25 protein-coding genes are annotated in these 25760 nt (G+C 64.4%); 8 read left to right on the forward strand and 17 right to left on the reverse strand.

Features of this window, described 5'->3' with window-relative positions; all coding sequences use genetic code 11:
• Nucleotides 1-16 precede the first annotated feature (16 nt).
• From EOC83_RS09265 to EOC83_RS09290, 6 genes are read right to left on the reverse strand one after another with little or no spacing between them, the layout of a single operon-like run.
• Nucleotides 17-478 carry a MarR family transcriptional regulator gene (locus EOC83_RS09265; RefSeq protein WP_063169733.1) on the reverse strand — a complete coding sequence of 154 codons (462 nt, stop codon included), beginning with the start codon at nt 476-478 and terminating at the stop codon, nt 17-19.
• Complete coding sequence (locus tag EOC83_RS09270; RefSeq protein WP_013528453.1) at nt 475-1059, reverse strand: amino acid synthesis family protein; 585 nt, start codon at nt 1057-1059, stop codon at nt 475-477. The genes EOC83_RS09265 and EOC83_RS09270 overlap by 4 nt, the downstream gene beginning before the upstream one ends.
• Entirely contained in the window at nt 1052-1936 is an 885-nt protein-coding gene (locus EOC83_RS09275; RefSeq protein WP_063169734.1) for a thiamine biosynthesis protein ApbE, read from the reverse strand. The genes EOC83_RS09270 and EOC83_RS09275 overlap by 8 nt, the downstream gene beginning before the upstream one ends.
• The gene (locus tag EOC83_RS09280) at nt 1936-3477 is read right to left on the reverse strand and encodes a hypothetical protein (RefSeq protein WP_063169735.1); all 1542 of its coding nucleotides are present in this window, start codon (nt 3475-3477) and stop codon (nt 1936-1938) included. Before EOC83_RS09280 ends, EOC83_RS09275 begins: the two co-directional genes overlap by 1 nt.
• Nucleotides 3474-6308 (reverse strand): molybdopterin-dependent oxidoreductase, encoded by a 2835-nt coding sequence (locus EOC83_RS09285; RefSeq protein ID WP_063169736.1) that lies wholly within the window; start codon nt 6306-6308, stop codon nt 3474-3476. The genes EOC83_RS09280 and EOC83_RS09285 overlap by 4 nt, the downstream gene beginning before the upstream one ends.
• Nucleotides 6305-7159, reverse strand: coding sequence for a xanthine dehydrogenase family protein subunit M (locus EOC83_RS09290; protein WP_063170426.1), 855 nt, complete (start codon nt 7157-7159; stop codon nt 6305-6307). Before EOC83_RS09290 ends, EOC83_RS09285 begins: the two co-directional genes overlap by 4 nt.
• 258 nt (nt 7160-7417) lie before the next feature.
• On the opposite strand from EOC83_RS09290, the gene pncA reads away from it, so the two are divergent.
• Together pncA and EOC83_RS09300 are read left to right on the forward strand one after the other, a co-directional pair.
• On the forward strand, nt 7418-8032 hold the full coding sequence (gene pncA / locus EOC83_RS09295; RefSeq protein ID WP_063169737.1) for a bifunctional nicotinamidase/pyrazinamidase: 615 nt from the start codon (nt 7418-7420) through the stop codon (nt 8030-8032).
• A gap of 27 nt (nt 8033-8059) precedes the next feature.
• Nucleotides 8060-9478 carry a sodium:proton antiporter gene (locus EOC83_RS09300; protein ID WP_063169738.1) on the forward strand — a complete coding sequence of 473 codons (1419 nt, stop codon included), beginning with the start codon at nt 8060-8062 and terminating at the stop codon, nt 9476-9478.
• Here EOC83_RS09300 and EOC83_RS09305 read toward each other — a convergent pair whose 3' ends face one another.
• The 8 genes from EOC83_RS09305 to gcvA form a co-directional block, all read right to left on the reverse strand.
• The gene (locus tag EOC83_RS09305) at nt 9479-10213 is read right to left on the reverse strand and encodes an ABC transporter ATP-binding protein (RefSeq protein WP_063169739.1); all 735 of its coding nucleotides are present in this window, start codon (nt 10211-10213) and stop codon (nt 9479-9481) included.
• Complete coding sequence (locus EOC83_RS09310) at nt 10210-10938, reverse strand: ABC transporter ATP-binding protein (RefSeq protein WP_063169740.1); 729 nt, start codon at nt 10936-10938, stop codon at nt 10210-10212. Before EOC83_RS09310 ends, EOC83_RS09305 begins: the two co-directional genes overlap by 4 nt.
• Nucleotides 10935-11897, reverse strand: a complete 963-nt coding sequence (locus tag EOC83_RS09315) for a branched-chain amino acid ABC transporter permease (RefSeq protein WP_063169741.1) — start codon at nt 11895-11897, stop codon at nt 10935-10937. Before EOC83_RS09315 ends, EOC83_RS09310 begins: the two co-directional genes overlap by 4 nt.
• Nucleotides 11894-12775: a branched-chain amino acid ABC transporter permease gene (locus EOC83_RS09320; RefSeq protein ID WP_063169742.1), complete on the reverse strand. Its 882-nt coding sequence runs from the start codon at nt 12773-12775 to the stop codon at nt 11894-11896. Before EOC83_RS09320 ends, EOC83_RS09315 begins: the two co-directional genes overlap by 4 nt.
• Before the next feature lie 178 nt (nt 12776-12953).
• Complete coding sequence (locus EOC83_RS09325) at nt 12954-14258, reverse strand: ABC transporter substrate-binding protein (protein WP_013528442.1); 1305 nt, start codon at nt 14256-14258, stop codon at nt 12954-12956.
• Nucleotides 14259-14386: 128 nt separating this feature from the next.
• Complete coding sequence (locus EOC83_RS09330; protein ID WP_063169743.1) at nt 14387-15817, reverse strand: hypothetical protein; 1431 nt, start codon at nt 15815-15817, stop codon at nt 14387-14389.
• A gap of 183 nt (nt 15818-16000) precedes the next feature.
• Nucleotides 16001-17305, reverse strand: coding sequence for a nicotinate phosphoribosyltransferase (gene pncB / locus EOC83_RS09335; RefSeq protein ID WP_013528440.1), 1305 nt, complete (start codon nt 17303-17305; stop codon nt 16001-16003).
• A 136-nt stretch (nt 17306-17441) separates the two neighbouring features.
• Nucleotides 17442-18416 (reverse strand): transcriptional regulator GcvA, encoded by a 975-nt coding sequence (gcvA, locus tag EOC83_RS09340; RefSeq protein ID WP_024502059.1) that lies wholly within the window; start codon nt 18414-18416, stop codon nt 17442-17444.
• 206 nt (nt 18417-18622) lie between these two features.
• On the opposite strand from gcvA, the gene speB reads away from it, so the two are divergent.
• From speB to EOC83_RS09360, 4 genes are all read left to right on the forward strand, one after another.
• Entirely contained in the window at nt 18623-19684 is a 1062-nt protein-coding gene (speB, locus tag EOC83_RS09345) for an agmatinase (RefSeq protein ID WP_013528438.1), read from the forward strand.
• 82 nt (nt 19685-19766) lie between these two features.
• On the forward strand, nt 19767-20573 hold the full coding sequence (locus tag EOC83_RS09350) for a transporter substrate-binding domain-containing protein (RefSeq protein WP_013528437.1): 807 nt from the start codon (nt 19767-19769) through the stop codon (nt 20571-20573).
• A gap of 6 nt (nt 20574-20579) precedes the next feature.
• Nucleotides 20580-21236 carry an amino acid ABC transporter permease gene (locus EOC83_RS09355; protein WP_024502057.1) on the forward strand — a complete coding sequence of 219 codons (657 nt, stop codon included), beginning with the start codon at nt 20580-20582 and terminating at the stop codon, nt 21234-21236.
• Complete coding sequence (locus EOC83_RS09360) at nt 21233-21880, forward strand: amino acid ABC transporter permease (RefSeq protein ID WP_024502056.1); 648 nt, start codon at nt 21233-21235, stop codon at nt 21878-21880. The genes EOC83_RS09355 and EOC83_RS09360 overlap by 4 nt, the downstream gene beginning before the upstream one ends.
• 22 nt (nt 21881-21902) lie before the next feature.
• On the opposite strand, the gene EOC83_RS09365 is transcribed toward EOC83_RS09360, so the two are convergent.
• From EOC83_RS09365 to EOC83_RS09375, 3 genes are all read right to left on the reverse strand, one after another.
• Nucleotides 21903-22718, reverse strand: a complete 816-nt coding sequence (locus tag EOC83_RS09365) for an oxidoreductase (protein ID WP_063170427.1) — start codon at nt 22716-22718, stop codon at nt 21903-21905.
• Nucleotides 22719-22813: 95 nt separating this feature from the next.
• Nucleotides 22814-24079, reverse strand: a complete 1266-nt coding sequence (gene fabF, locus EOC83_RS09370) for a beta-ketoacyl-ACP synthase II (RefSeq protein ID WP_082826620.1) — start codon at nt 24077-24079, stop codon at nt 22814-22816.
• A gap of 44 nt (nt 24080-24123) precedes the next feature.
• A complete protein-coding gene (locus EOC83_RS09375) occupies nt 24124-24702 on the reverse strand; it encodes a TetR/AcrR family transcriptional regulator (protein WP_063169745.1) in 579 nt (192 codons plus the stop codon).
• Between the two features lie 80 nt (nt 24703-24782).
• On the opposite strand from EOC83_RS09375, the gene EOC83_RS09380 reads away from it, so the two are divergent.
• Nucleotides 24783-25142: a hypothetical protein gene (locus EOC83_RS09380; protein ID WP_063169746.1), complete on the forward strand. Its 360-nt coding sequence runs from the start codon at nt 24783-24785 to the stop codon at nt 25140-25142.
• Nucleotides 25143-25228: 86 nt separating this feature from the next.
• Nucleotides 25229-25687 (forward strand): nuclear transport factor 2 family protein, encoded by a 459-nt coding sequence (locus EOC83_RS09385; RefSeq protein WP_063169747.1) that lies wholly within the window; start codon nt 25229-25231, stop codon nt 25685-25687.
• Nucleotides 25688-25760: the final 73 nt, after the last annotated feature.

Here is a 25760-nt window from a genome sequence, read left to right on the forward strand (position 1 = left end):
TTGGCGCCCGGCGGGTCTAAGCCAGCTTCACCAGCAGCTTCATGAAGGTGGTGATCTCCTTGGCCGAGAGCGGCGCCAGCGTCTCCTTTGTGATCTCGCGCGCCAGCGGGATCAGGCGCTCGATGGCATCGCGGCCTGCCGCGGTCAGATTGACCAGCAGCCGTCTTTTGTCGACCTCGTGCCTGGAAAGCTCGACCAGGCCGCGCGCCTTCAGCCGGTCGATGACGCCCTTCACCGTCGCCGCATCCATCGCGATCAGCGTGCCGAGCTGGTTCTGCGAGGTCTCGCCGACGTCACGCAGCTTGGCCAACGCCGCGAATTGCGGCGGCGTCAGATCGCCGATATGCGCGGCAAAGATCGCGACATGGCGCTGATGCGCCTTGCGCAGGATGAAGCCGACCTGCTCCTGCAGGAGGTAATCCTGGTCGTCCGGCGCCTCGACCTCGACCAGCTTGAGCAGATTGTCCTCGCCGCTCACCGCAGCCCATCCCAGGCTTTGATGTCATCGGCCGCGAGACCACCCATGCGATCGTGGATGCGCGGGCCACAAGTCATGGCGAGGCAGAACAGGATCTCGTCGGGGCACGGACCATCGGACATGCCGACTTCCATGGCGTCGAAATGGCTGCGCACATAGGCGGCGTTGATGTGGCCGAGCGGCACGTCGAGCTTCGAACCGAAAGCGCCGACCTTCTTGGCCGACGGCACGATCGCCTTGGCGTCGCCGAGCCGCTCGCGCATGGCGTAGCCGCCGGGCACATGCCAGAGGGCGCCGTGTTCCAGCTCACCTGCGGTGCCGACAATGGCGCCTTTGCCGTAGCCGTCGATCTGCTTGACGTCGCCGCCGAGCGCCGCGATCAGCCGGTCGGCGAGCAGCAGGCCGAGCGGCTTGAGATCGTCCATGGCGCTCTGCAGCTCCTCGACATAGCGCCCGGCGAACGGGTTCTTTACCAGCGCCATGGCGGCGGCACGGCGGCGCGGCACCTTGGCCACCGGCCCGCCCTCGTGAAAGATCTCTTCGGTCAGAACCGCGATCTTGCGGATCGGAAACTCAGGCATGGGCAACTTCCTCCCTCGAAGTTTCGTTGGGCGCGGCAAGCGCAACCGAGCCACTGATGCGGATCTCGCCGCCGAGAAACAGCGCCGACCCGGCAATAAGCCCCCGCCGGCGAAAATCTTCGGCGACGGCAAGGCCATTGTCCAGCGCGCGCGCCACTTCGCCAAGGGCAAGCGTGCCGACGCCTTGCGTCACCAGCCGCGAGCCGAGATCGCTGTCGGGCGACAGTTCGTGTGCGGAAATGCGCTTGATGGCGGGATTGCCGGGCAGGTCCACCGCGTTGGCGATGAGCGTCGCCGCCGCATCGGCTTCGGCGCCGGTCCGCGCCAGAACGGTGACGGCGTCGGCAATGCCAAGCGAGAAGGAGCGGCCACGCCAACCGCTGGTGGCGACGCCGCGAACGCCATCTTCCGCGCGGATCGTGATCCGGTCGGTCATGCCGTTGCCGGTACCGGCAACCGCCAGACCCATCGACTGGCCCTTGCCGATATGGAGCGCGCAGTCGCCGCCATTGTTGACATAGGCGCGCTCGATCTTGCGACCGGCAAGCAATGCGGCGAGCATTTCGTCGGCTACCGATCCCGCGACGGCCGCCATCGGAGTTATAAAGCATTCCGCCAGGGGCATGACGGCTGCCTCCATGCGGCGCGCCGTCGGGCCGGCGAAGGTGCGCGGCGCCAGGAAAAACGCCGGCAGCCGCAATTCGGGGAGTTCCTCGACCAGCTCCACCAGGATCGTCTGGAACCGCGCTATGGCCTGTTCATAGGCTCGGCGGCATTCATCCGCCTCACCAAAAACCTCGACGATCAGGTCGATCGGCCCGTGGTTGAGATGCAGCCGCTTGCCGTCCTGCAGCCAATGGGCTTGCGGGCCTTGCATCACCCGGCCCCGTTCGAGCCGGCACGACGTAGCTGCGCGAGTGGCGGCCATGGATTGTTGGTTTCGGCGCCTGTGCCGCGGCGCGGATTCAGGTACTCACCGCCTTTTGCGACAATATCCTCGACGCTGCGGATCTCGGCCTCGTACCCGCCGAGCCTGACATAGTCGTCGCGGCGCAGCGTGAATTCGATCGGCGCCACCAGCGCCGGTGTAGGCACATAGCCGAAGGCGCCTTCCGGCACCCGTGTGACATCGACCATCAGGGTGATGCCGCCGCCCGGCCAGACATAGACCGGCGCACCGCCGACCGTGACATAGGTGGTCAGGCCCTGAACCGAGCGGGTGAGATTGACCGGGTTTTCGGTGACGCCGGCGCGCAGCGAACCGCCGGCGCCGCCGATGAACAGCACCGTGCACAAAGCCGGCTCGCAATTGTCCTCGATCAGGCCGACCGATTTTTGCAGCCGTTCCGGAAACGGTTTTTGCACCGGCTTCAACTCGTCGTCGAGCTCGTAATAGGCGAATTGCTCGCCGGTGGTCGAAACCATCAGCAGCGACAGGCCCGGCCGCGCACCCTTCTTGGCGTTCCACTCGCCAAGGATCGACAGCGGGTCTGAAATGCTGGTGCCGCCCCAGCCGAGGCCTGGCTCGGACACCTTGAAATAGCGGCCCGGCGTCGAACGGCGGCCGATGATCTTTATCCCTGTGTCCTGCCAGCCCAGCACCTTGCCGGCCTGATGCTCGGAAACGACGCCGGTGATGTGGTCGTCGACCACCACCACCTCGTCGACAAGGCCGCGCCATTGCGTGGCGAACATGCCGATGGTCGCCGAGCCGCAGCCGACGCGCATGCGATGTTCCTGCTTGCCGTCGATGACAGGCGCTTTGCCGGCTTCGACTGTTATGGTGGCGCCGCCGTCGATGGCGAGTTCCACCGGCTTGCGGTTGCACAGATTGAGCAGCGCGTCGCAGGTGGCGCGTCCTTCGGCCTTCGAGCCGCCGGTCAGATGATGCACGCCGCCCAGCGACAGCATCTGCGAGCCATACTCGCCCGTCGTGACATGGCCGATTGCCTCGCCTTGCGATCGCACAATAGCCGTCTCGGGTCCGATATGCCGGTCGGTGTCGATCTTCACCTTGACGCCGCAGTACGAAAAAATGCCTTCCGTGACGACGGTGACGAGATCGACGCCTTCGACTTCCTGGCTGACGATGAACGGCGCCGGCTTGTAGTCGGGATAGGTGGTGCCGGCGCCGATTGCGGTGACGAAGCGGCGGCCGGTGTTGACCAGTTCGCCGTCCCATTGTTCGCCCTCGGCGACGAACGGCACGATTGCCGCGCCGGCCTCGGCCGCATGGTCGAGGATGGTCAGCGGGTCCATCCGCACGATCCTGCCGCCGACATTGCCGTAGCGGTCGCAGGCGCCGGTGCGACCATCAGCGATGTAGCACATCACCGGACAGGCATCGCAGCGGATCTTCTCCGCCACCAGCTTCTCACCGGGATCATGGGTTTCGAAGCGTTCGGCAAGCTCGCTCATCGGCGTGCCTCCTTTTCGCGGATGCCATCTTTTTCGCGGATGCCAGCGCGGATACGCGTCGGCGTCGCCGGAACCTTGGTGATCAGAACGCCGGTGGCGTGGCGGATGGCGTTGAGGATTGCCGGCGCAGTCGGGATCAGCACATGCTCGCCCAAACCCTTGGCGCCAAAGGGTCCTTCCGGATCCGGAACTTCTATCAGGATGGTCTCGATCGGCGGCACGTCGCCAATGGTCGGGATGAGATAGTCGTGCAGGTTCTCGGTGCGGCCGGGGATGTACTCTTCCATCAGCGCCATGCCGATGCCTTGCGCGATACCGCCCTCGATCTGGCCTTCGGCCAGCAGCGGGTTGATCGCCTTGCCCACATCATGCGCGGCGGTGATCTTGATCAGCTTCACCGTGCCGAGCTTGAGATCGACCTCCAGTTCGGCGATCTGCGCGCCATAGCCGTAAACGGCGTAGGGTTTGCCCTGGCCCTTGGCATCGAGGGGCAGCGTCGGCGGGTCGTAGGTCTCCTCGGCGCGGAAGACGAAGCCCTCGGCATCCAGATCCAACGTCGTGAGGTCGATGCGGCGCGTGGCTTCTCCCTCGCGGATGACGATCGCCGGGCCGTCGAGTTGGAGAGCGGCTTTTTCCGAAACATTGGCGAAACGAAGTATCTTTTCACGCAAGGCGCGGCCGGCCTTCTCGGCCGCCTTGCCGGTGACGAAGGTCTGGCGCGAGGCCGATGTCTTGCCGGCATCGGGAGTAATTGATGTATCGGCGCTCTTCAGCTGGAATCTCTCCAGCGGCAGGCCGAGCGCGTCGGCGCAGATCTGGGCGATGACCGTGTTCGAACCCTGGCCGATATCGACCGCGCCCTGGTGCAGGATGACCGTGCCGTCGGCCGCGATGCCGACCCGAATGGTCGACGGATTGGGCAGCGAGGTGTTGCCGCAGCCATACCAGCAGGACGCGACGCCGACGCCGCGCTTTCTATCTGTGTTGGCGCTGTTGAATGCCTCCGCATCGGCCGCCGCGCGCGCCCAGTGCGGCCGCAGCGATTCGAGGCATTCGGCAATGCCGACGCCGGAGTCCAGAAGCTGTCCTGTGACCGTTTCGGAGCCGTTCCGAAGGCAGTTCTTCAAGCGAAAATCGAGCCTGTCCATGCCGAGCTTGCCGGCCAGCTCATCATAGAGGGTCTCCTGCATGATCGTCGCTTGCGGCACGCCGAAGCCGCGGAAGGCGCCGGAGATCGGCCCATGCGTATGGATGGCGCGGCCTTCGGCGCGGTAGTTCGGCGTCGCATAAGGTCCGGAGGCGTGCACCGGCACGCGGTTGGCCACGGTAGGGCCCCAGCTTGCATAGGCGCCGGTGTTGAAATCGCCTTCGAAGATCATGCCGGTGACAAGGCCGTCGGCATCGGCGCCGATGGTTGCTTTCATCTCGGCCGGATGGCGCTTGGTGGTCGACATCATCGATTCGGTGCGGGTGTAGGCAAGTGCCGCCGGCCGCCCAGTCTTCATCGCCACAAGGCCGATCAGCGGCTGCAGCGAGACGTCGAGCTTCGAGCCGAAACCGCCGCCGGTCGCGGTCGGCACGATGCGCACCTTGTCGACGGCAAGGCCGAGCACCTTCGCCGTCTCGTCGCGGTCCATATAGGGCGCCTGGGTGCAGGCGACGACGACCAGCGTGTCGCCGTCCACATAGGCATAGCCGGCTTCCGGTTCGATATAGGCGTGCTCGACATAGGAGGTGTCGATGACGCCGGACACCGTGAACGCTGCACCGGCAAGGGCCCCTTCCGGATCGCCGCGTTCGACGAAGCCGGAGGTCAGCAGGTTTGCCGGTCTGTTCTCATGGATGAGCTTGGCACCGCCGGCGCGCGCTTCGCAGGATTGGAGAACATGCGGCAATTCGGTCCAGCGGATCGGAAAATCCGAGAGGTCGATATCGAGCATCGCCTCGCGCTCGCCAGCGACCAACGCCACCGCCTCACCGCGAAGGCGGGCAAACCCTTCGGCCAGTGCCGGCTGGTCGGCGAAGGGGCCGATGACGCCGAAACAGTTTTTTCCCGGAATGTCGGCGGCGGTGAAGACGCCGGCGACACCGGGATGTGCCTTCGCCCAGCCATCGAGGTCACCGAAGGCGAAGCTGGCGTGATAATGCGGAGAGCGGATCACCAGTACCGCCAGTGCATCGGCGGGGAAGGAATCGCTGCCGAATTTCTCAGCCCCGGTGACCTTCGGCACGCCGTCGAGCCGGATGGGCGAGGAACCGATCGCGTGGCCTGACCGGGGCAAGCGGAAATCCAGGCTTGCTGCCTGCAGGGAGGCATCCATCACTGCGGCAATGATCTTCCGGTAGCCGGTGCAGCGGCACAGAATTCCGCCGAGCGCGTCCTGTACCTCGACCTCGGTGGGGCTCGCCTTCTTCTCCAGCAGAGCCGTCGCCGCAACCAACAGGGCGGGCGTGCAAATCCCGCACTGCGCAGCGCCATGGGCAAGGAAAGAGGCCTGCAACGTCGACAGCCGGCCGTTGGCAAGCCCTTCAACTGTCGTCACCGATGCGCCGGCAGCGGACGCCGCCGACATCAGGCAGGCGCAGACGGGATCGCCGTCGACCAGCACCGTACAGGCGCCGCAATCGCCGGCATCGCAGCCGACCTTGGTGCCGGTCAGCCCCAGTTCGTCGCGCAGCACCAGGGACAGTCGGCGCAGCGGCGGCACATTGACCGATACGGCGCTGCCATTGACCTCGAAGGCGATGTCAACGCGCTCCGGGCCGCGAGCAGGCCGAACGGCGCCCAGGTCGGGCACTGCTTCACGCACGTCAGGTTGAACCTGGCTCATGCCGCCACCTCTTCGCCAGTCGTCCGCCCCACAGCCGCAAGCACGGCGCGGGCAACAATCTCGCGCACTGCATCAAGCCGGTATTCGGCGCTGCCGCGCACATCGGCGATCGGCGACAGTTCGCTCATCGGCGCGGACAGGACCGCATCGGCAAGCTCGCCATCCACCGGCAGCCCGCACAACGCGGCTTCGACGCCGGCCAGCCGCTTGGCCACCACCGAACAGGAGCCGGCCGCGACCGCCGCTTGCCGGACGGTGCCATTGTCGACGGCCAGACGTGCTGCCACCATGGCGATGGAAATGACGAGGTAGCGCCGGGCGCCGAGCTTGACGAAAGCCGACGTGCCGCTGGGCTTCGGCACGCGGATCGCCGTGACCATCTCACCGGGCAGCAGAGCCGTGCGGCGGTTGCCGAGAATGAAGTCCTGCAACGGCAGGTGCCGCGTCGCTGCCACCGAGCGCAGCTCGACCTCGGCATCGAGGACGAGCAGGGCTGGCACGCCGTCGGCGGCAGGCGAGGCGTTGCAGAGATTGCCGGCGACCGAGGCGACGTTCTGGATCTGCGCCGAGCCGACCTCTCGCGCCGCCTGCTTCAGCGCCTCGAAGGCCGGCGGCAAGGGATGGCGGACGATGTCGGTCCAGGTCGTGCGCGCGCCGATGACGAAATGGTCGCTCGCCTCGGCAATGCCGCACAGCGCCGCCAGGCCGTTAATGTCGAGAACATTGTCGCGGATCGGTTTGCTGCCCTGTGCCGGATAGAAATCGGTGCCACCGGCAAGGATGCGCCAGGCGCCCTCGCCAAGCAAAGCGAGCGCTTCGTCGACCGAGGTGGGTTTCGCGTAACGGATCACGCTTTGCCTTCCCGAAAAGAGGCCTTCCAGAGCTGGTACTTCGAAAGATCCTTCCAGCACAGGGGTCGGAAAATTCATTCGTATGCAAATGATATCAAGCTGGCAGGATTTGTCAAAGCCGGAGTTTGCCGCGGCGCCGCCGGCACGCATTTGTTATGGCTTGAGAGGTTGACGCGGCCGGCCATCTGGTCAAGTTTCTGCGTCCGGTCGCGTCAGCGGCATTTTCCACTGGAGCCTGCATACGGAAGAGGAAAGCCCATGGCCGACGAAGCGCTTGTCGTCATCGACCTGCAGAACGATTTTTGTCCCGGCGGCGCGCTGGCGGTTGCCGGCGGCGACGAGATCGTGCCGCTGGTCAACGACCTGATCCGGCGAACCGACCATGTCGTGCTGACGCAGGACTGGCATCCCGCCGGTCACTCCAGCTTTGCTTCCAGCCATCCGGGCGCGCAGCCCTTCACCATGATCGAAATGCCGTACGGCCAGCAGACGCTGTGGCCGGACCACTGCATCCAGGGCAGCCTGGGCTCGGATTTCCATTCCGGCCTCGCCTGGACCAAGGCCGAGCTCGTCATTCGCAAGGGATTTCGGCCTGATATCGACAGCTACTCGGCCTTCTTCGAGAACGACCGCACGACCCAGACCGGCCTTGCCGGCTACCTCCGGGAGCGCGGCATCGACACGCTGACCCTGGTCGGGCTGGCGACCGATTTCTGCGTCGGCTTTTCGGCGCTGGATGCCGTCAGCCAGGGCTTCAAAACCACAGTGCGGCTGGATGCCTGCCGCGGCATCGATCTCAACGGTTCGCTCCATGCCACGCTGCAGCGCATGCGCGACGCCGGCGTGAGGCTCGAAGACCCTTTGTCGGACTGACGGATCGTGAGGCGCAAGAGGGGCTTTTTGTGGGTCGCGACGAAGGCGGCAATCGTCGTGGCCGTGCTGTTTCCGGCACAGGCTTTCGGGGCGGAGGAACACGGCCTGCCCGGCGCTTCGATGTCGCTGTGGTGGGCGCTGCCCTTTGCCGGGCTGCTGTTGTCGATCGCCACTGGTCCGCTGCTGTTTCTTCATGTCTGGGAGCATCACTACGGCAAGATCGCGGCCCTTTGGGGCGCTCTGGTGGTCCTGCCGCTGGCGGTCGCCTTCGGTGTCCCCACAGCGACCGAAGCGGTGCTGCATGCGTTGCTCACCGAATACATGTCGTTCATCATCCTGCTGTTTGCGCTGTTCACCATTTCCGGCGGCATTCTCCTTGCCGGCAACATTCACGGCACGCCGCTGGTGAATGCCGGCCTGCTGCTGGTCGGCGCGCTGCTGGCCTCGGTGATCGGCACGACCGGTGCCTCGATGATCCTGATCCGGCCGATCATCCGCGCCAACGATAACAGGCGGTTCAACGCCCATGTCGTCATCTTCTTCATCTTCCTGGTGTCCAACATCGGCGGCTCGCTGACGCCGCTTGGCGATCCGCCGCTGTTCGTCGGCTTCCTGCGCGGCGTCGACTTCTTCTGGACGACGACGAACCTCTGGCGCGAGACGCTGTTCGTCGGCGGTGTCGTGCTGGGCATTTTTCTGGTGATCGACATCATCCTGCACCGGCGCGAGGCTGGCGCGCCGAAGATCAAGGACCCGACACCGGATACCAAGGTGCGCCTGCGCGGCCTGGCCAACCTTCCGCTGCTGGCGGGGGTGATCGGCGCCATCCTGCTATCGGCGGCTTGGAAGCCGGGCGTCAGCTTCTCCGTGTTCGGCGTCAGCCTGGAACTGCAGAACCTGGTGCGCGACGCCATGATCCTGGCGCTCGCCCTCGTTTCACTTGTCATTTCGCGCAAGGAATACCGCGAGGCCAATGGCTTCAACTGGGGTCCGATAGCAGAGGTGGCCAAATTGTTTGCCGGCATCTTCATCTGCATCGTGCCGGTCATCGCCATCCTCAGGGCAGGCCATGAGGGTGCGCTGGCGCCGCTGGTGTCGCTTGTGAGTTCTTCCTCCGGCCAGCCCAACGATCTCGCCTATTTCTGGCTGACCGGGGCGCTGTCATCCTTCCTCGACAATGCGCCGACTTATCTGGTGTTCTTCGAGCTTGCCGGCGGTGACCCCCGGCACCTGATGACGGAGTTCGCTTCGACGCTTGCCGCGATCTCGGCCGGCGCGGTGTTCATGGGCGCCAACACCTATATCGGCAATGCGCCGAATTTCATGGTCTACGCCATCGCCCGACATCGCGGCGTGAAGATGCCGGGCTTTTTTGGCTATATGGCATGGTCGGGCCTGGTGCTGATCCCGACATTTTTGGTAGCGGGTTTTCTGTTCTTCGGCTGATCAACCCACGCCGACATAACGGCGCACCGCCGACGGGTCGGCGCGCAATTCCTCGACATCGACCGTCTCGCGGTTGCGGCCGTTTTCGACGAAAGCAACGCGGTCGGCGACAGAAAGCACTGCATCGACCCGTTGTTCGACCAGGATGGTCGACACGCCCATGTCACGCAGCGTCGACACCGTCTCGCGGATCTTGGCGATCATCGACGGCATCAGTCCTTCGGTCGGCTCGTCGAGCAATAGCACCTGCGGTTCGAGGCAGAGTGCACGCGCCATCGCCAGCATCTGCTGTTCGCCGCCGGACAGTGTGCCGGAACGCTGCCGCAGCCGCTGGCGCAGCAATGGAAAGAGGTCGAGCACGTTTTCACGCGTCGCCTTGCCTTTGCCGCGCGCCATCAGGCCGATCTCGATGTTTTCCGCCACCGTCATTTCGGCGAACAGTCGCCTTCCCTGCGGCACATAGGCGACGCCGGCCTTCGGCACCTCATGCGCCGGCAGGCCGGTCAACTCCTTGCCATCGAGCCTGATCGAGCCGGCGCTCGAGGGGACCAGCCCCATGATGGCCTTGAGTGTCGTCGTCTTGCCGGCGCCATTGCGGCCGAACAGGCACAGCACCTCGCCTTTGTTCAGCACCAGGTCGAGGCCATAGAGCACCTGGACCTCGCCATAGAAGCAGTCGAGCCGCGAAATGGTGAGTGCTTGAGGCGTGGCCTCGGCCTGGTTTGCCTCGGTCATGGGGCAGTCCCCAGATAGGCTTCCTGCACCGCCGCGTTTTCGCGGATCGCTTCGGGCGTGCCTTCGGCGAGGATCTTGCCGGCATTGAAGACAGTGATGCGGTCGGCCAGCTGCATGACGACAGGCATGTTGTGCTCGATCAGAAGCACGGTGGCGTTCTTGGCGATCTCGCGCACCAGGGTGATGAAATTGTCGATCTCGCTGTCGGCCAGCCCTTGCGTCGGCTCGTCGAGGATCAAAAGGCGCGGCTTCAGCGCCAGCCCCATCGCCACTTCCAGCAGGCGCTGATGGCCGTAGGACAACTGCCCGGCCGGCATGTGGGCGCGATCGGCCAGGCCGGTGCGTTCGAGTGCGGTCATGACAGCGGCCTGTATCGCGCTCCTGGAATGGCTGCCATGCCGCAGCGTCAGTTGCGCGGGCAGCGCGACGTTGGCGTAGACGGACAGGTTGGCATAGACGCTGGTGAGCTGGAAGGTGTAGGCGATCCCCCTGCGGACCCTGACATAGGCAGGCAGATTGGTGATGTCGGCGCCGTCGAAGACGATCATGCCGGCAGACGGCTGGATGCGGCCGCTGACCAGGCTGACGAAGGTGGTCTTCCCCGCTCCATTGGGGCCGATCACGGCGCGGATTTCGCCCGGCATCAAGGAGAAATCCACACGGTCGACGGCACGCAGGCCGCCGAAGTCGCGAGAAAGGCCCTTGGTGGTCAAAAGCGGCATCATGGCAGCCACCCGAGCCAGCGCTGCCTAATGCTGCCCAGAATGCCTTTGGGGAAGAACAGCACAAGCAGGATCAGCGCGATGCCGACGATCAGCAGATAGGCGGAGGTGTAGCCGCTGGTGATATCGATGACATAGTACATGAACAGCGTGCCGATCAGCGGCCCGAGCGTTGTTGCAGCACCGCCCAGCAGCACCCACAGCAGCGGCAGGATCGAATACTGCACCGACGCGAAGCTCGATCCGACATAGCCGAACAGCAGCGCATAGGCGGCACCCGAGCCGGCGCAGATGATGCCGGAGATGACGACGGCGGCGAGCTTGTTGGAGAAAGTGTCGTATCCCAGCATCTTCGTCCGCTCCTCATTCTCGCGGATGGCGACCAGCACGCGGCCATACCGGGAGCGGACGATGGCCAATGTGACGAGAAGCACGATCGAAAACAGCGCCAGCGCCGTCATGTAGCGAACGGTCGGATTGGTGAGCTCGAGCGATGTCGCGCCGAAGGTGAGCACACGGGCCGGCTGCGGCACGACCATGCCCTGGTCGCCGCCGGTCCACGTCGCGAAGTAGAGGATGAGGAGGTAGAACACTTGCGCGAACATCATGGTGACGATCATGAAGGCGACGCCGGTGGTGCGCAGCGCCAGCAGGCCGATCACGAGTGACACAACAACACCACAGGCAAGCCCCGCGGCGAACGCCGCTGGTACGCTCCAGCCGAGCTGGATGACGGCAAGGCCGGCGCCATAGAGCCCGGCGGCAAAGAACATGGCATGGCCGAGGCTGAGCAGGCCGACATAGCCGAACAGCATGTTGTAGCCCATGGCGAACACTGCCAGCACCATGATGCGGGCGAGCAGGCCGTGATAGTATTCCGGCAGAAGGAAGCTCAGCACGAAAAGCAGCCCGACGACGCCGAGATGCATGGCATAGGCTTTTACCGGCGAAGCTTCGCTCATCGCGACCTCGTCCCGAACAAGCCTTGCGGACGGAACACCAGCACCATGGCGACCAGCAGCGTGGCGATGATCTTGGCCAGCGTCGGCGAGAAGAACATCGAGATGATGCCGTCGGAGAGACCGATCAGCACGGCGGCGACGACCGTGCCGCGCAGCGAGCCGAGGCCGCCGATGATGACGACGATGAAGGAGAGCAGCAGCGGGTCCTGCCCCATCAGGTAATGCGCCTGGCTGATCGGCACGATCAGCACTGCGGCAATGGCCGCCAGCATGGCGCCAAGCGCGAAGACGCCGCCATAGACGCGGCCGACGGGGATGCCGAAGGCCTGCGCCGTCTCGCTGTCATACTGCGTGGCGCGCATGACGAGGCCGACCTTGGTGCGCGTCAGCACCAGCCATGTCGCGGTGAGCAGCAGCGCGGAAGTGGCGATGACAGACAGTTTGTAGCCGGAGTAGCCGAACCACGGCAGAAGGATGCGGTAGCTGAACGGCGGCTCCACCGGCCGCGCCTCCGGACCGTAGAAGGTCAGCGCCAGCTGCTGGATGATGTAGAGCATGCCGATGGTGGCGACGATGGTGGCTTCCGGATTGTAGTTGAGCCGGCGCAGCACCAGCCGTTCGGCGACCAGCGCAATGGCGCCGACGATCAGCGGAGCAATCACAAGTGCGGCCAGGAAGCCGAGCGCCGGATGGCCGCCAATGGCTGTGGTGATCGCCCAGGCGAGCACGGCGCCCAGCATGAAGAACTCACCGTGCGCGACATTGACCACCCGCATGACGCCGAACACCAAGGACAGGCCGAGCGCGGTCAGCGCCAGCACGGCTGAGGTGACGAGGCCTTCGAGGGCGGCGAGGAGGAGGTGGGGACCGAAGTGCATGCTACACGCCCAGCGATAGCGCAATCGCGCCCCTTGCGGGGGGTGAGGAGTGGTCCGCGCAGCGGACGGAAAGCCAATTGCTTGGCTTTCCGAACGACGAACGCCCGGAGCGACAGCGAAGGGCCGGGTCCGGCAGGCCAGAGGGGGGGGCCTTGGCGCTCACGCTGCTGCGCTAAGCTCACAGCGCCTGCGTCGTATAATCCCCTTCGGCCTCGTAAAGTCCGTCCTCGATCTTGGTCTTGTGCACGACCTTGAGCTTGCCGCCTTCGATCTTGGAGATGTTCTGGATGCCAAAGCACTGGTGGATCTTGCCGTTGAAGGTCTTCGGTCCCTGCGGATGTTCCGGACCTTCGGCGAATTCGGTCAGCGCCTCGGTCGCCTCGACCAGCTTGGCGCGGTCTTCCGGTCCCTTGTAGCCGGCGTCCTCCATCGCCTTCTTGACGACGTAGAGCGTTTCCCAGCAGCCGAACATGTGGGCTGCGGTGGAGACGTCCTTGGGGTCGCCGACGGCGGCGCCATTGTCGTCGATGCCGACAGCAGCGCGATAGGCCTTCTGCGCCTCGGAATCATCGGCCTGCGCATAGCGCGGCGAGCCTTCCCAGAAATGGCTGCCATCGAGGAATTCGAGGCCGGGGCTGTTGATGTCGGTGGCTTCGAGCGAATCGATGAAGCCGAACAATTGCGGCCGGTTGGAGCCGTAGAACTCACCAAGCTCCTTGACGAAGGTGAGCACGGCCGGGCCGACCATGACGTGGTAGATCACCTCGGTCTCGGCCGGGATCTGCGGAAAATACTTGGTGAAGGACGATTCTGTCGGCGGGATGGCGATCTGCGCGATGACCTCGCCGCCTTGCGCCTTCAGCGCCGGCGGCAGGTAGTCGCGGTGGTCGTAGCCGAAGGCGAAATCCGGGAAGATCTGCGTCACCTTCTTGCCTGCATTGGCCGCGATCCACGGCGCCATCGACTGGATCTGGCTCTTCACGTCGGTGATGCCGGGCTGGAAGACATAGCGGTTCAGCTTGGTCGAGGCGACGTGATGGCCTTCGCTGACGACGAAATAGGGCATCTTGTTTTCGCCGGCGGCGGGCGCCGAGCCGATGACGACATGCGAGAACAGCGTGCCGAAGACGATGTCGGTCTTGTGCTGGGTGGCGAACTTGCCGACCACCTCGGCGCCACGGCCGGGATCGGTGCCGTCATCCTCGATGATCACCTCGACCTGGCGGCCATTGATGCCGCCGGCGGCATTGATCGCCTTGACCGCGGCAGCCGTCGTCTTTTCGTACCAGCGGCCATAGGCAGCGCCGATGCCGGTGCGGTGCGACTGGAAGCCGATCTTGATCGGCGCCGAACTCTGCGCCTGGGAATAGCGGACGAAGCCAGGGGCAAGGCCGAGGCCGGCGCCTGCGGCCAGACCTTTCAGTGCGGTGCGGCGGGTGAGCGTGGATCTGGAGAGATCGAAAAACCCATTCTTGTCAGTCACGGCAGTTCCCCTGTTTTTGAGTTTTGACTGGCTGCAACGAGGCAAAAAATCGCATGTGTACAAACTAAATCACCAAAGCCCCGACGTGGCAAGCGGGCTTTCCCCGAAGGCATGCTGGTCGCCTTTTCTCATCCGACAGTCGGCGTGGCAAGCAACCAGAGGCCGAAGACGGTGTAGGCGACCATCAGCAAGGTAAGCGGGAACTGGCTGAGGGCCGCGCGGGAGGGCTGTGGGTGCAGGCGCCAGGCGAAGCCGTGAGCGACGAGGACGGCGAGCACATGCCCCAGGATGATGGCGCCGGCCTGGATATTCCACAGCCACCACGCAGAGTCCGCCCCCGCAACGATGCCGGCCTCGATCTGCATATCGGCGGTGCCGAACAGGTTCCAGCCCATCGCGAACGGATCGGAAAGTGCCGCAAGCGCATATTGGCCGTCGACGAGCAGCGCCGTCAGATAATGCGCAATGTGATAGGCAAGCGCGATCGGCACGATCGACCACACCAGCTGACCGGCCGCCTGGTTAAGAATGTGGTCGCTGCCGGCAAGACGTTGGCCGAGCCAGGCGGCAAGCAGGAACACCGCCGCCAGCAGCGCGAATGTCAGGATCAGCCCGAAAGTGCCGCTGCCGATCAGCGCCGTGCGGCCGGGAAATTCGAGCGGGTTGATGCCGAACAGGCCGAGCCAGAAGAAGGTTTTCGACAGGCCGTCGAAGGACACCGACGACAGGGCGAGCAGCAGGAAAGCCATGCCGCTGGCCGGCAAGGGCTCCGCGGCCAGCAGCTTGGCGCCCGGCCAGCACAGGGCAAGCCGGCCATGTTCGTTCCGTACCACAATTGCGAAACGCGCCACCATGGAGAAGAAGACCGTCAGGAATTCGCCGCTGCGGCTCCAGCCGCGATAGCCGAACGCCAGTATGGCGAGGAAAGAGAATAGCCAGTAGAGGCCGGCGGCCACGGCCAGACGCGCCGGATCGTCGGGCGCCGGATCGATGAGTTCGAACCAGGCAAAGGCGAAGAACAAGATGGCCGCAGGCCAGCAGCCGACCCATCGGGGCAGGCGCCATGTCCCGGTCCCGAACAGGCGCGAGGCGATACGCCATGGTCCATACCAGGGGTTCAGCCATGACCAGAGATCGCCGAAGAGGCCTTGCAACAGCGTGACGCCGGCCCACAAAAGGGTCCAGATCACCAAAGGCAGCGGGTTTGAAAGCGGGTCGTGGCTGCCGAAAAGGCCGGCGGCGATGAGAATTGCAAAGCCGGCAAAGGATATCAGGCTGATGGCGGCGCGGGCGCTGTCGCCGAAGGTGAACAGCGGCAGGCGTCGGCGCCAGAAGCGGGCAAGCGAAGCCGCCGGCAGCAGCGCCAGGACGAGGAAGCTGACGGCCACGGCGAAGGCGCCTCCGACCAGATAGTAGCCGGTCGGCAACAGCAGGACGTGGCCCCGGTCGGAGGCGTGGGCGAAGGCTGGGGTGGGGAGGAGGGCAAACAGCGCCGCAGATAATAACGCCAACAGCTGATGGCAGTGCTCTACGAGGCCCCCCTCTGTCCTGCCGGACATCTCCCCCTCAAGGGGGGAGATCGGCAGAACGGCCTGTTGGCGCCATTCTTCAAGCGTTGGAGATTGGCGAAAGCAGGGACCAGGGACCAAGTCCAATCTCCCCCCTTGAGGGGGAGATGTCCGGTAGGACAGAGGGGGGCGCCAAGGAACTCGGCCTATCCAAGAGCCCCACCACCCCACCCCTCACACCTTGACCAATTGCTCCACGCGGTCCTTCTCGCCAAAAATCCTGAGATACCGCTCGATCTCTTTCACATCGCCGGTCGCCTTGGCCGGATTGTCCGACAGCTTGACCGCTGGCCTGCCATTGGCCTCGGTGACCTTGCAAACCAGCGATATGGCGTCGAGGCTGTTGGTTTCCGTCGGCGCGCAGCCTTCGAAATCATTGGTCAGATTGGTGCCCCAGCCGAACGACATGCGCACCTTGCCCTTGAAGTGGCGATAGGTCTCCTCGATGGTCTCGACCTCGAGCCCGTCGGAGAAGATCAGCAGTTTCTGCTTGGGGTCCTTGCCCTTGTCGCGCCACCAGGACAGGATTTTTTCGCCGCCTTCGATCGGCGGCGCGCTGTCGGGGCGAAAGCCCGTCCAGTCGGCCACCCAGTCCGGCGCATCGCGCAGGAACGATGCTGTGCCGAAGGCGTCGGGCAGCACGATCAGCAGATTGCCGCCATAGTAGCGCTGCCAGTCCTGCAGCACCTTGTAAGGCGACTGTCTCAGCTCTTTTTCCGAGTCGGCAAGCGCGGCAAACACCATCGGCAGCTCATGTGCGTTGGTGCCGAGCGCTTCGAGGTCGTTGTCCATGGCCAAAAGCACGTTGGAGGTGCCGGTGAACGCCTCGCCGATGCCTTCCTTCAACGCCTCGACACACCAGCGCTGCCATAGGAAGGAATGGCGCCGGCGCGTGCCGAAATCCGAGATGCGGATGCCGGGCAGCGCCTTCAGCCGCTCGGTCTTGGCCCACATCTTGGATTTGGCGCGGGCATAGAGCACGTCGAGCGCGAAAGGCCCGAACGCCCGCATCGCCGCGCGAGATCGGAGTTCATTGATGATGGCGAGCGCCGGGATTTCCCACAGCGTGGTGTACATCCACGGCCCGCTGAAGGTCAGTTCATACTGCCCGTCGCACTTCGACAGCTCGTATTCGGGCAGCCGGAAGCCTTCCAGCCAGGCGAGGAATTCCGGTTCGAAGATCTGCTTGCGGCCGTAGAAATTGTTACCGCCGAGCCAGATCATCTCCTTCTTGGAGAAGCGCAAGGTGCGGGCATGGTCGAGTTGTTCGCGCAATTCGCCCTCGTCGATCTCGTCGGCAAGGCGCACCGAGGTCGTGCGGTTGATCAGCGAGAAGGTTGCGTCGACCTTGGGATACATGCCCCAGATCATCTGCAGCATCAAAAGCTTGTAGAAATCCGTGTCGAGCAAGCTGCGCACGATCGGGTCGAGCTTCCAGGTGTGGTTGTAGACGCGCCGCGCAATATCGGTCTTAGCCATGTTTCAACACCGCCTTCGCTGCCTGCCATCCACAATTGCGACAGGCCTCATAGCATCGAATCGGCCGCAACGCTGCCCGCTTTCAGGCTGGCCCGACAAAAAGAGCTGCCTGCATGCGGCGGCGCGCAGCCCGGCATCAGCTTGCGGATTTGCCGCCCATCACCCTGAGCGCCGGACGCTTGCGGCGGCTGACGATGCGGCCGGCCACAGGGGCGTCGGCGCGCCCATCGTCCCCCGCTTTCTCGGCAAACAGCCAGTCGACGAACACCTGCACGATCGGCGTCGTCCGCATCTCGTTGCGGCAGACGACATAGAAATCGTCGACCGCCGGCACCGACAGGCTGAACGGCGCGACCAGCATGCCCCTGGCCAGCAGCGCGCTTGCCGTCACCGAGTCGCCCAGCGCCACGCCGTGGCCGTGCACCGCCGCCTCGGTCGCCATACGGGCATCGCCGAGGTGATGGCGGCGGCCCCGCTCCAGGTCCAGCGCATCGGCGGCAGCCAGCCAGGTGTGCCACTCGCGGCCGTCATCGCCATGCAGGAAGACATGATCGGCGAGATCCCTGACGCTGCGGATCGGCCGGTTGTTGATCAAGGTCGGGCTGACCACGGGAAACAGTTCGAGGCCCGACCATTTGCGCATCCAGCAATCGGTCCAGCTGCCGTCGCCATAATGCACGCAGACATCGATATTGGGCGCCCGCAAATCCTTGGGATCGTTGGAAGGAATAAGCGTCAGCCTTATGTCGGGATATTGCGCCATGAAACTGCCGAGCCGCGGTGTCATCCACAGCAACAGTAGCGCCGGCACGCAGGAGACCGAAAGTGTGCCGCTGCTCGCCGGCCTTGTCATGCGCTGGGTGGCGGCGGCGATGCCGTCGAACGCGGTCGACACCGCCGGCAGAAGCTCCGCGCCATGCGGTGTCAGCTTGACCCGCTGGCCGACCCGCTCGAACAGCTTGACACCGAGCGACTGCTCGAGCGCCTTGATCTGGTGGCTGACGGCGCCATGAGTGACGTTCAGCTCAGTCGCCGCCTTGGTCAGTGAACCATGGCGAGCCGTTGCCTCGAAGGCGCGCAGCGGATTGAGCGGTGGCAGGCGCTTGGTCATGGTACCACTTTGTTGTGAGATTTTCTCACAGAAAACACCCTAACAATATCAATTGATTTTTCAATGCCACTGCCAGACACTTGAGTTTAGAACAGCATCAAGACATGAAATCTGCAGGCAGCCAGCGGGACAGCGGCCCGGCCGGATGACGGTCGGTTCGCAGGCGTCACCCGCGCCGGCACTGCATCAGCCCAGGAGGAGCGGACATGGGATACGATCGCGGCAAGCTCGATGCGTTGCGTCGCAAATATGGTGAAAGCCATGGCGGCGAGATGTTCGACCCGAAATTCCGCAAGGTCGCCGACAAGATCTTCTCCAAGAGCGGCACGCGGCTGGCGCCCTATTCAGGCATCCCGACCTTTCTTGCCGCGCCCTACCGCGAAATATCGGCCGACAATCCGGATTTCGGCGATTTGCAGGTGGCGATGATCGGCGTGCCGATGGATCTCGGCGTCACCAACCGCCCGGGCTCGCGCTTCGGGCCAAGGGCGTTGCGCGCCATCGAGCGCATCGGGCCCTACAATCACGTGCTGGAATGCGCGCCGACGCATGAGCTCAGGGTCGCCGACATTGGTGACACGCCGTTCCGCAGCCGCTACCGGCTTGAGACCAGCCATGAGGATATCGAGCGCCGCACCAACCAGATCGTCGATGCCGGGGTCATTCCGCTGTCGATCGGCGGCGACCATTCGATCAGCCATCCAATTCTGAAGGCCGTCGGCAAGAAGGCCCCGGTGGGGTTGATCCATATCGACGCCCACTGCGACACCAGTGGCCTGTTCGACATGACCAAGTTCCACCATGGCGGCCCGTTCCGCAACGCGGTGCTTGACGGCGTGCTCGACCCGACGCGCACGATCCAGATCGGCATCCGCGGCTCGGCCGAATATCTGTGGGAGTTCACCTACGAGTCCGGCATGACCGTGGTGCATGCCGAGGAGGTGACCGGCCTCGGCATTCCGGCGATCATCGAGAAGGCGCGCAAGATCGTCGGCGACGGCCCGACCTATGTCTCCTTCGACATCGACAGCGTCGATCCGGCCTTCGCGCCGGGCACCGGCACGCCGGAAGTCGGCGGTCTGACGACGCGCGAAGTGCTCGAACTGCTGCGCGGCCTCAAAGGTCTTAACATCGTCGGCGGCGACGTCGTCGAGGTGGCGCCGCAATACGACTCGACCACCAACACGGCGCATGCCGCCGCACAGGTGCTGTTCGAGATACTGAGCCTGATGGTGTTCAGCCCGGCGATAACAGGCAAGGGCGCCTGACGTCTAGAAAAGCAAAGGCAGCCGCCGCGCTGGAGCCGGCGGCCGACCCGAACAAACAAAGCTTCCAGACAGGGGAATGACAATGACAATCCGTAAGACATTTGCCTCCATCGCCGCCGTGCTGATGCTCGGCACGGCCGGTTTCGGCCTCGCAGTTCAGGCCGCTAGCGCCGATGCGCTGGCGGACATCACCAAGGCCGGCACCATCAATGTCGGCGTCTTCGCCGACTTTCCGCCCTTCTCCTCGGCCAGCGCCGACATGAGCCTCAAGGGCTATGACATGGATGTCGCGCAATACATCGCCGATACGCTCAAGGTGAAGCTCAATCCCATCGCCGTCACCGGCCAGAACCGCATCCCGTATCTGAACGATCATCGCGTCGACCTGCTGATGAGCGTCGGCTATTCGAAGGAACGCGAGCAGGTCATCGACTTCGCCGCTGCCTACGCGCCCTACTACATCGCCGTGATCGGTCCGGCAGCGCTTGCCGTCAAAGGCAAGGAAGACCTCGCCGACAAGTCGATCGCCGTCAATCGCGGCACGCTGGAAGACACCTCGCTCACCGAGGCAGCACCGGCATCGGCCGACATCAAGCGCTTCGACAACTACAATTCGGTGATCCAGGCCTTCATCTCCGGCCAGACGCAGCTGATGGTCGTCGGCAACGATGTCGGCGCGCAGGTGCTGGCCAAGCAGGACGCACTGAAGCCGGAGCAGAAGTTCCAGCTTCTGACCTCGCCCTCGCATATCGGCCTCAACAAGAACGAAGACGGCCTGAAGAAGGCCGTGAACGATGCGGTCGCCAAGATGCTGGCCGACGGCAAGCTGGACGAAAGCTCGAAAGCCTGGCTGAAGACGCCGCTCAATCCCGACAATCTCAAGGATTGAGTTTCCGTGGCCTTTGGCTGGCTCCCGGGTGCCCTGGGCGACATCGCGCATGGCGCGGCCACGACGATCCTGCTGATCGCCGTGACCACGCTGGCCGGAACGCTGCTCAGCATCCTGGGTGCCGCGGGGCGGCGAAACGGCCCGGTGCTGCTCAAGCGGGCAATCGCCTGCTATGTCGAGGTGATGCGCAACACGCCGTTCCTGGTGCAGTTGTTCTTCATCTTCTTTGGGCTGCCCAGCCTGGGCGTCCGGCTCGACCCGCTCCTGGCCGCCATGCTGGCGATGACGCTCAACATGGCGGCCTACACCATCGAGATCGTCGGCGCCGGGCTTGACGCCGTGCCCGGCGGGCAGACGGAAGCAGCGCTGGCCCTTGGGCTGCGGCCACGCCAGGTGTTCGTCAAGATCGTGCTGCCGCAGGCGCTCAAGATCATCTACCCCGCGCTCACCAGCCAGATCGTCATCATGATGCTGGAGTCCGCCGTCGTGTCGCAGATCGCCGTGCGTGAGCTGACCTACGAGGCCGACATGCTGCAGGCACGCACCTTCCGCTCCTTCGAGACCTATTTCGTCGTGACGCTGGTCTATCTCGCTCTGTCGATGGCCTTGCGCCGGCTGCTGGTGTCAGGCGGGCGCCGCGCGCTCGGAGCCGGTGTGTCATGATCGAGTTCACCTTCTGGGACATCGTGCGCAACCTACTGCTCGCCGCCCGCTGGACGGTGCTGCTATCGCTGGCCGCCTTTATCGGCGGCGGCATCGTCGGCATGATCGTGCTGTTCTTCAGGATCGCTGAGAACAAATGGAGCCGGCGTGTCGCCTCCGGCTACATCGCCCTGTTCCAGGGGACGCCGCTCTTGATGCAGCTGTTCCTGATGTTCTTCGGCCTGCCGATGCTTGGTCTGCGCATCGAACCCTGGACGGCGGCGGCGCTCGGCCTCACCTTCTTCGCCAGCGCCTATCTCGCCGAAATCTGGCGCTCCGGCGTCGCGGCGCTACCCCTCGGTCAATGGGACGCCGGTGCCAGCCTCGGCCTGCACTATCTGCAGGAACTCAGGCTGATCATCCTGCCGCAGGCGTTTTCGATCACCCGCGCACCCACCGTCGGCTTCCTGGTGCAGCTGATCAAATCGACGGCGCTCACCTCGATCATCGGCTTCGAGGAGCTGGTGCGGACCTCCAACGCCATCAACAATGCGACCTTCGAACCGTTCAAGGTATACGGGCTGGTGGCGCTGATCTTCTTCGTCATGTGCTTTCCGCTGACGCAATACGCCCGCAGGCTCGAGAAACAGGCGGCTGCTCGCTGACGCGCCAAGGCAGCGCCCGATTTCAGACCGGCAACCCAAGCTGCTTGCGCAGGCTCTTGTCGAATTCGGATGCGGGGACGAAACGGCGCAGGAAACTGACCTGGCGCGCCATTTTTCCCGCCGCATAGCGTTTCTTCGGCGCGGGATCGGTCGCTGCTGCCAAAATGGTCTTGGCGACCACTTCGGGCGCATCGCCTTTTTCCATCGATTTCCGCACTGACATAGTCATCCCGGCGCGCGCGGAGTCGTAGATTTCGAGCGACCGGTCGGGGGCGGCAAGATTGTCCTCGAATGATGTGCGGGTATAGGCGGGCTCCACCAGCGAAACGCGAATGCCGAAGGGGCGCAATTCGTGATCGAGCGACTCGGAATACCCTTCGATGGCGTGTTTGGTCGACGAGTAAAGCGCGAAATAGGGAGCGGGGATGAACCCCTGTACCGAGCTCAAATTTACGATTCTGCCCTTCCCTTGGCGCCGCATTGCCGGCAGCACCGCGTTGGTCACGCGCAAGACGCCGAAGACGTTCACGTCGAACAGCGCCTTGGCCTGGGCGGTCGAGGACTCCTCCGCGCCGCCAAACAGCCCCATGCCGGCATTGTTGACAAGCACGTCGATGCGTCCGGCCGCGGCCAGAACGTCATCGACCATTGTCGCGACGGACGCGTCGTCGGTCACGTCGCAGGTCAGCATGGTCACGCCGGCGGATTGCTGTGAGGCCGTGCGACGGCTGGTTCCGAAGACGCGAAAGCCAGCGCCGAGCAAGGCGTCGGCGGTAGCGCGCCCGATGCCGGAAGATGCCCCTGTGACAAGGGCGACGCCGGGACTGGTCTTGTTCATGGAAATCATATCCTTCTTTGCGTTGGATCGGATTGGGAAAAGCATTGAGATAGGCCGGGGCAAAGGGCGTCGGTCATGACTGCGTCTGGCCACCGCTAGTTCCAGCGTCTGAACAGGGCGCTGGCATTCACGCCGCCAAAGCCGAAGCCATTGGAGATCGCGTACTCCATCTCCATGGGCCGGGGTGCGTTGGCGACGAAGTCGATTCCGTCGCCGGCCGGATCGGCCTCGCCCAGGTTGAGGGTTGGCGGGGCGACCTGATCCCTGAGCGCCAGGATTGCGAAGATCGCACCAAGCCCGCCGGCCGCTCCGAGCAGGTGTCCGGTCGCCGATTTCGTGGCACTGACAGCTATCGCGAAATCGCGCCCGAACACGCTCTTGATCGCTTCGATCTCACCCAGGTCGCCGACTGACGTGGAGGTCGCATGCGCATTGAGATGACGAACGTCGCGTGGCGAAATCCCTGCCTGGGCAATCGCGATCTGCATGGCCCGGCGCGCGCCGTCGCCGTCCTCTGGCCCGGAGGTGACGTGATGGGCATTCGCCGTCGTGCCGTAGCCGACGAGCTCAGCAATCGGTTTTGCGCCGCGCGCCAACGCGTGGCTCAACGCCTCGATGACCAGCACGCCGGCCCCTTCGCCCATGACGAAGCCGTCGCGCGATGTGTCGAAAGGGCGCGAGGCTTGGGCCGGCGCCCAATTGAAGCCGGTTGAAAGAGAACGAGCGGCGGCGAAACCGCCGAGACTGACGGTGTTGATGCACGCTTCCGTTCCGCCGCACACGGCGATGTCGGCTTCGTTGGCGCGGATCAGGCGGGCGGCGTCGCCGATCGCCTGGATGCCTGCCGCGCACGCCGTCACCGGTGCGCCGAGTGGACCTTTGAAGCCATGACGGATCGAGATGTGGCCCGCCGCGAGGTTCACCAGGAAGGACGGCACCGTAAAGGGAGACAGGCGGCGGGCGCCACGCAGGTCCACCGTGCGCACCGCCTCGGTGATGGCCGGGAACCCGCCGACACCTGAAGCGATGATCGTGGCCGTGCGCAGGCGATCCGTCTCCAAGGCAGGCTTCCATTGCGCCTGCGCAAGCGCCTCTTCCGCCGCCGCCAGCGCGAAGAGAATGAACCGGTCTACCTTGCGCTGATCCTTCGCGGACAGGACGGCATCGGCATCGAAACCAGCCTCGGGGTCTTCGCCCAGGGAGGGAACCACGCCGCCAATCTTAGCCGGCAGCTCTCCCACCACATCGTCAGGAAGCCTGCGAACGCCAGACCGGCCGGCAAGCAGGCGTGACCAGGACGCTTCGACATTGGCGGCAAGGGGCGTGACCGCACCCATGCCCGTGACGACAATCCGTTCCATCTGCTCTCCTATCCTTGCTGTGCTGGCGGCGCTGCTCGCGCCGTTCAAGTAGCGACTGCTTCGCGAACCTGATCGGCCGCCGCATCCAGAAAAGCCTGCGCAAGGTCGGGGTCGTTGACGACCCGCGACAGCACGACCGCGCCGACCATCGTCGAGAGAACGGCCATTGCCTTGTTGCCGGTCTTTTCGATGTCGCCCTCGCCAACCCAACCGCCGAGCATCTCGAGGTACGCCTTGATGCCGGCTTCGAATGACGCCTTCACCTCGGCACCTTGCCTGGCGGCATCCGAGCCGAGCGCAACGACCGGGCAGCCGTCCATCTTTTCTCCGCGATGATCCATGCTGAGGTAGAATGAGATCACCCCGTCGAGCGGGTTCCCGGGATTTGCCGCGGTCGCGGCCGACCATTTGTGGGTGGCGCTTTCCATCGCCCGCCTGGACGCCAGCGCCGCCAGATCGTCCTTCGACTCGAATTGCTTGTAAAAGGCGCCCTGGGTCAGCCCGGCCCCTTTCATCAGATCCTTGAGGCCGATGCCGTCGAACCCGCGCTCCCGAAAAAGCCGGCTTGCCACATTGATCACGGTCTCACGGTTTTCCGCGGCCTGAGTGCGACTTACACGCATCGTCATCTCCTTTTTTAGATTGCATTCGTAATCTATACCCTATATAGAGGGTGAACGCAATCTAAAAAAGGACAAATGAGATGATCCGCAAAACCTTGGGCGCCTCGCTGCTGGCGGCGCTGTTTCTTGCAACCCCGGCTCTTGCCGAGGAAGCCACCATCGGGCGCCCGATCGAAGGCGGTAGCCTGCACCAGGCACACCTGGACATGGTGGTCTACTACGTTCCGGACGGCGACCTGCTTGAGGTCACCGCCACTTTCGCACCGAAGACCGGGGGTGATCCGCTGCGGGTTGTCATGGGCCTCGCCAACAGTGACTCCGTGGCGTTTTCCATACCTGGCCACCCGGGCTCGCTCTACGCGTTCTCAAGGTCCGGTGAGGAAGTGACGGTCTCGACCGAGACGGACACATCCCTGCGAGCCGACGCGACAATGCCCTGACCTGACGCGCAGACCGCGGCCGAGCGATGCTGGCCGGGGTCTCGCGTCGGAACGGCGCGCCACCGATAAGTTTGGAGAGAGGTCACATGCTTTACAGCTATTTTGTCGAGAAATCGATCCGGCAGAGCTTCGACGACGTCAACAACCATCGCTGGGATGCGGCGGTGAAGGCCATCGCGCCGCATGTCCATCACCGGGTTGGTGGCGCACACGCGCTTGGTGGCGAGCGCCACGACAAGCAGGCCCTGCGCCGGTGGTTCGAGCGCCTCGGCCGTGTTCTGCCCACTCTCCATCTCACGGTCAACCACGTGTGGGTGAAGGGCTGGCCGTGGCATACCACCGTGTTTGCCCAGTGGGATGGCACCGCTACCCTGCTCAACGGCGATACGTCCTACGTCAACCGTGGTCTCCACGTGTTCACGCTGCGGTGGGGCAGGGTTCATGCGCTCGAGGAATTCTACGATTCACAGGCGGCGGCGCGCGCTCTCGCCGCCCAGGCCGCAGCCGGCCTCGAAGAAGCTGTCGCCGAACAGACAACAAGCTAGCACAAGCGCGGTCCGAGGACGCCCAAGGTCTACGGGCCGGTGGCGCCGATCGTCTTCGTCTCGTGCCTTGCGC

This window comes from Mesorhizobium sp. Primo-A (assembly GCF_003997175.1).
GTDB lineage: Bacteria > Pseudomonadota > Alphaproteobacteria > Rhizobiales > Rhizobiaceae > Mesorhizobium > Mesorhizobium ciceri.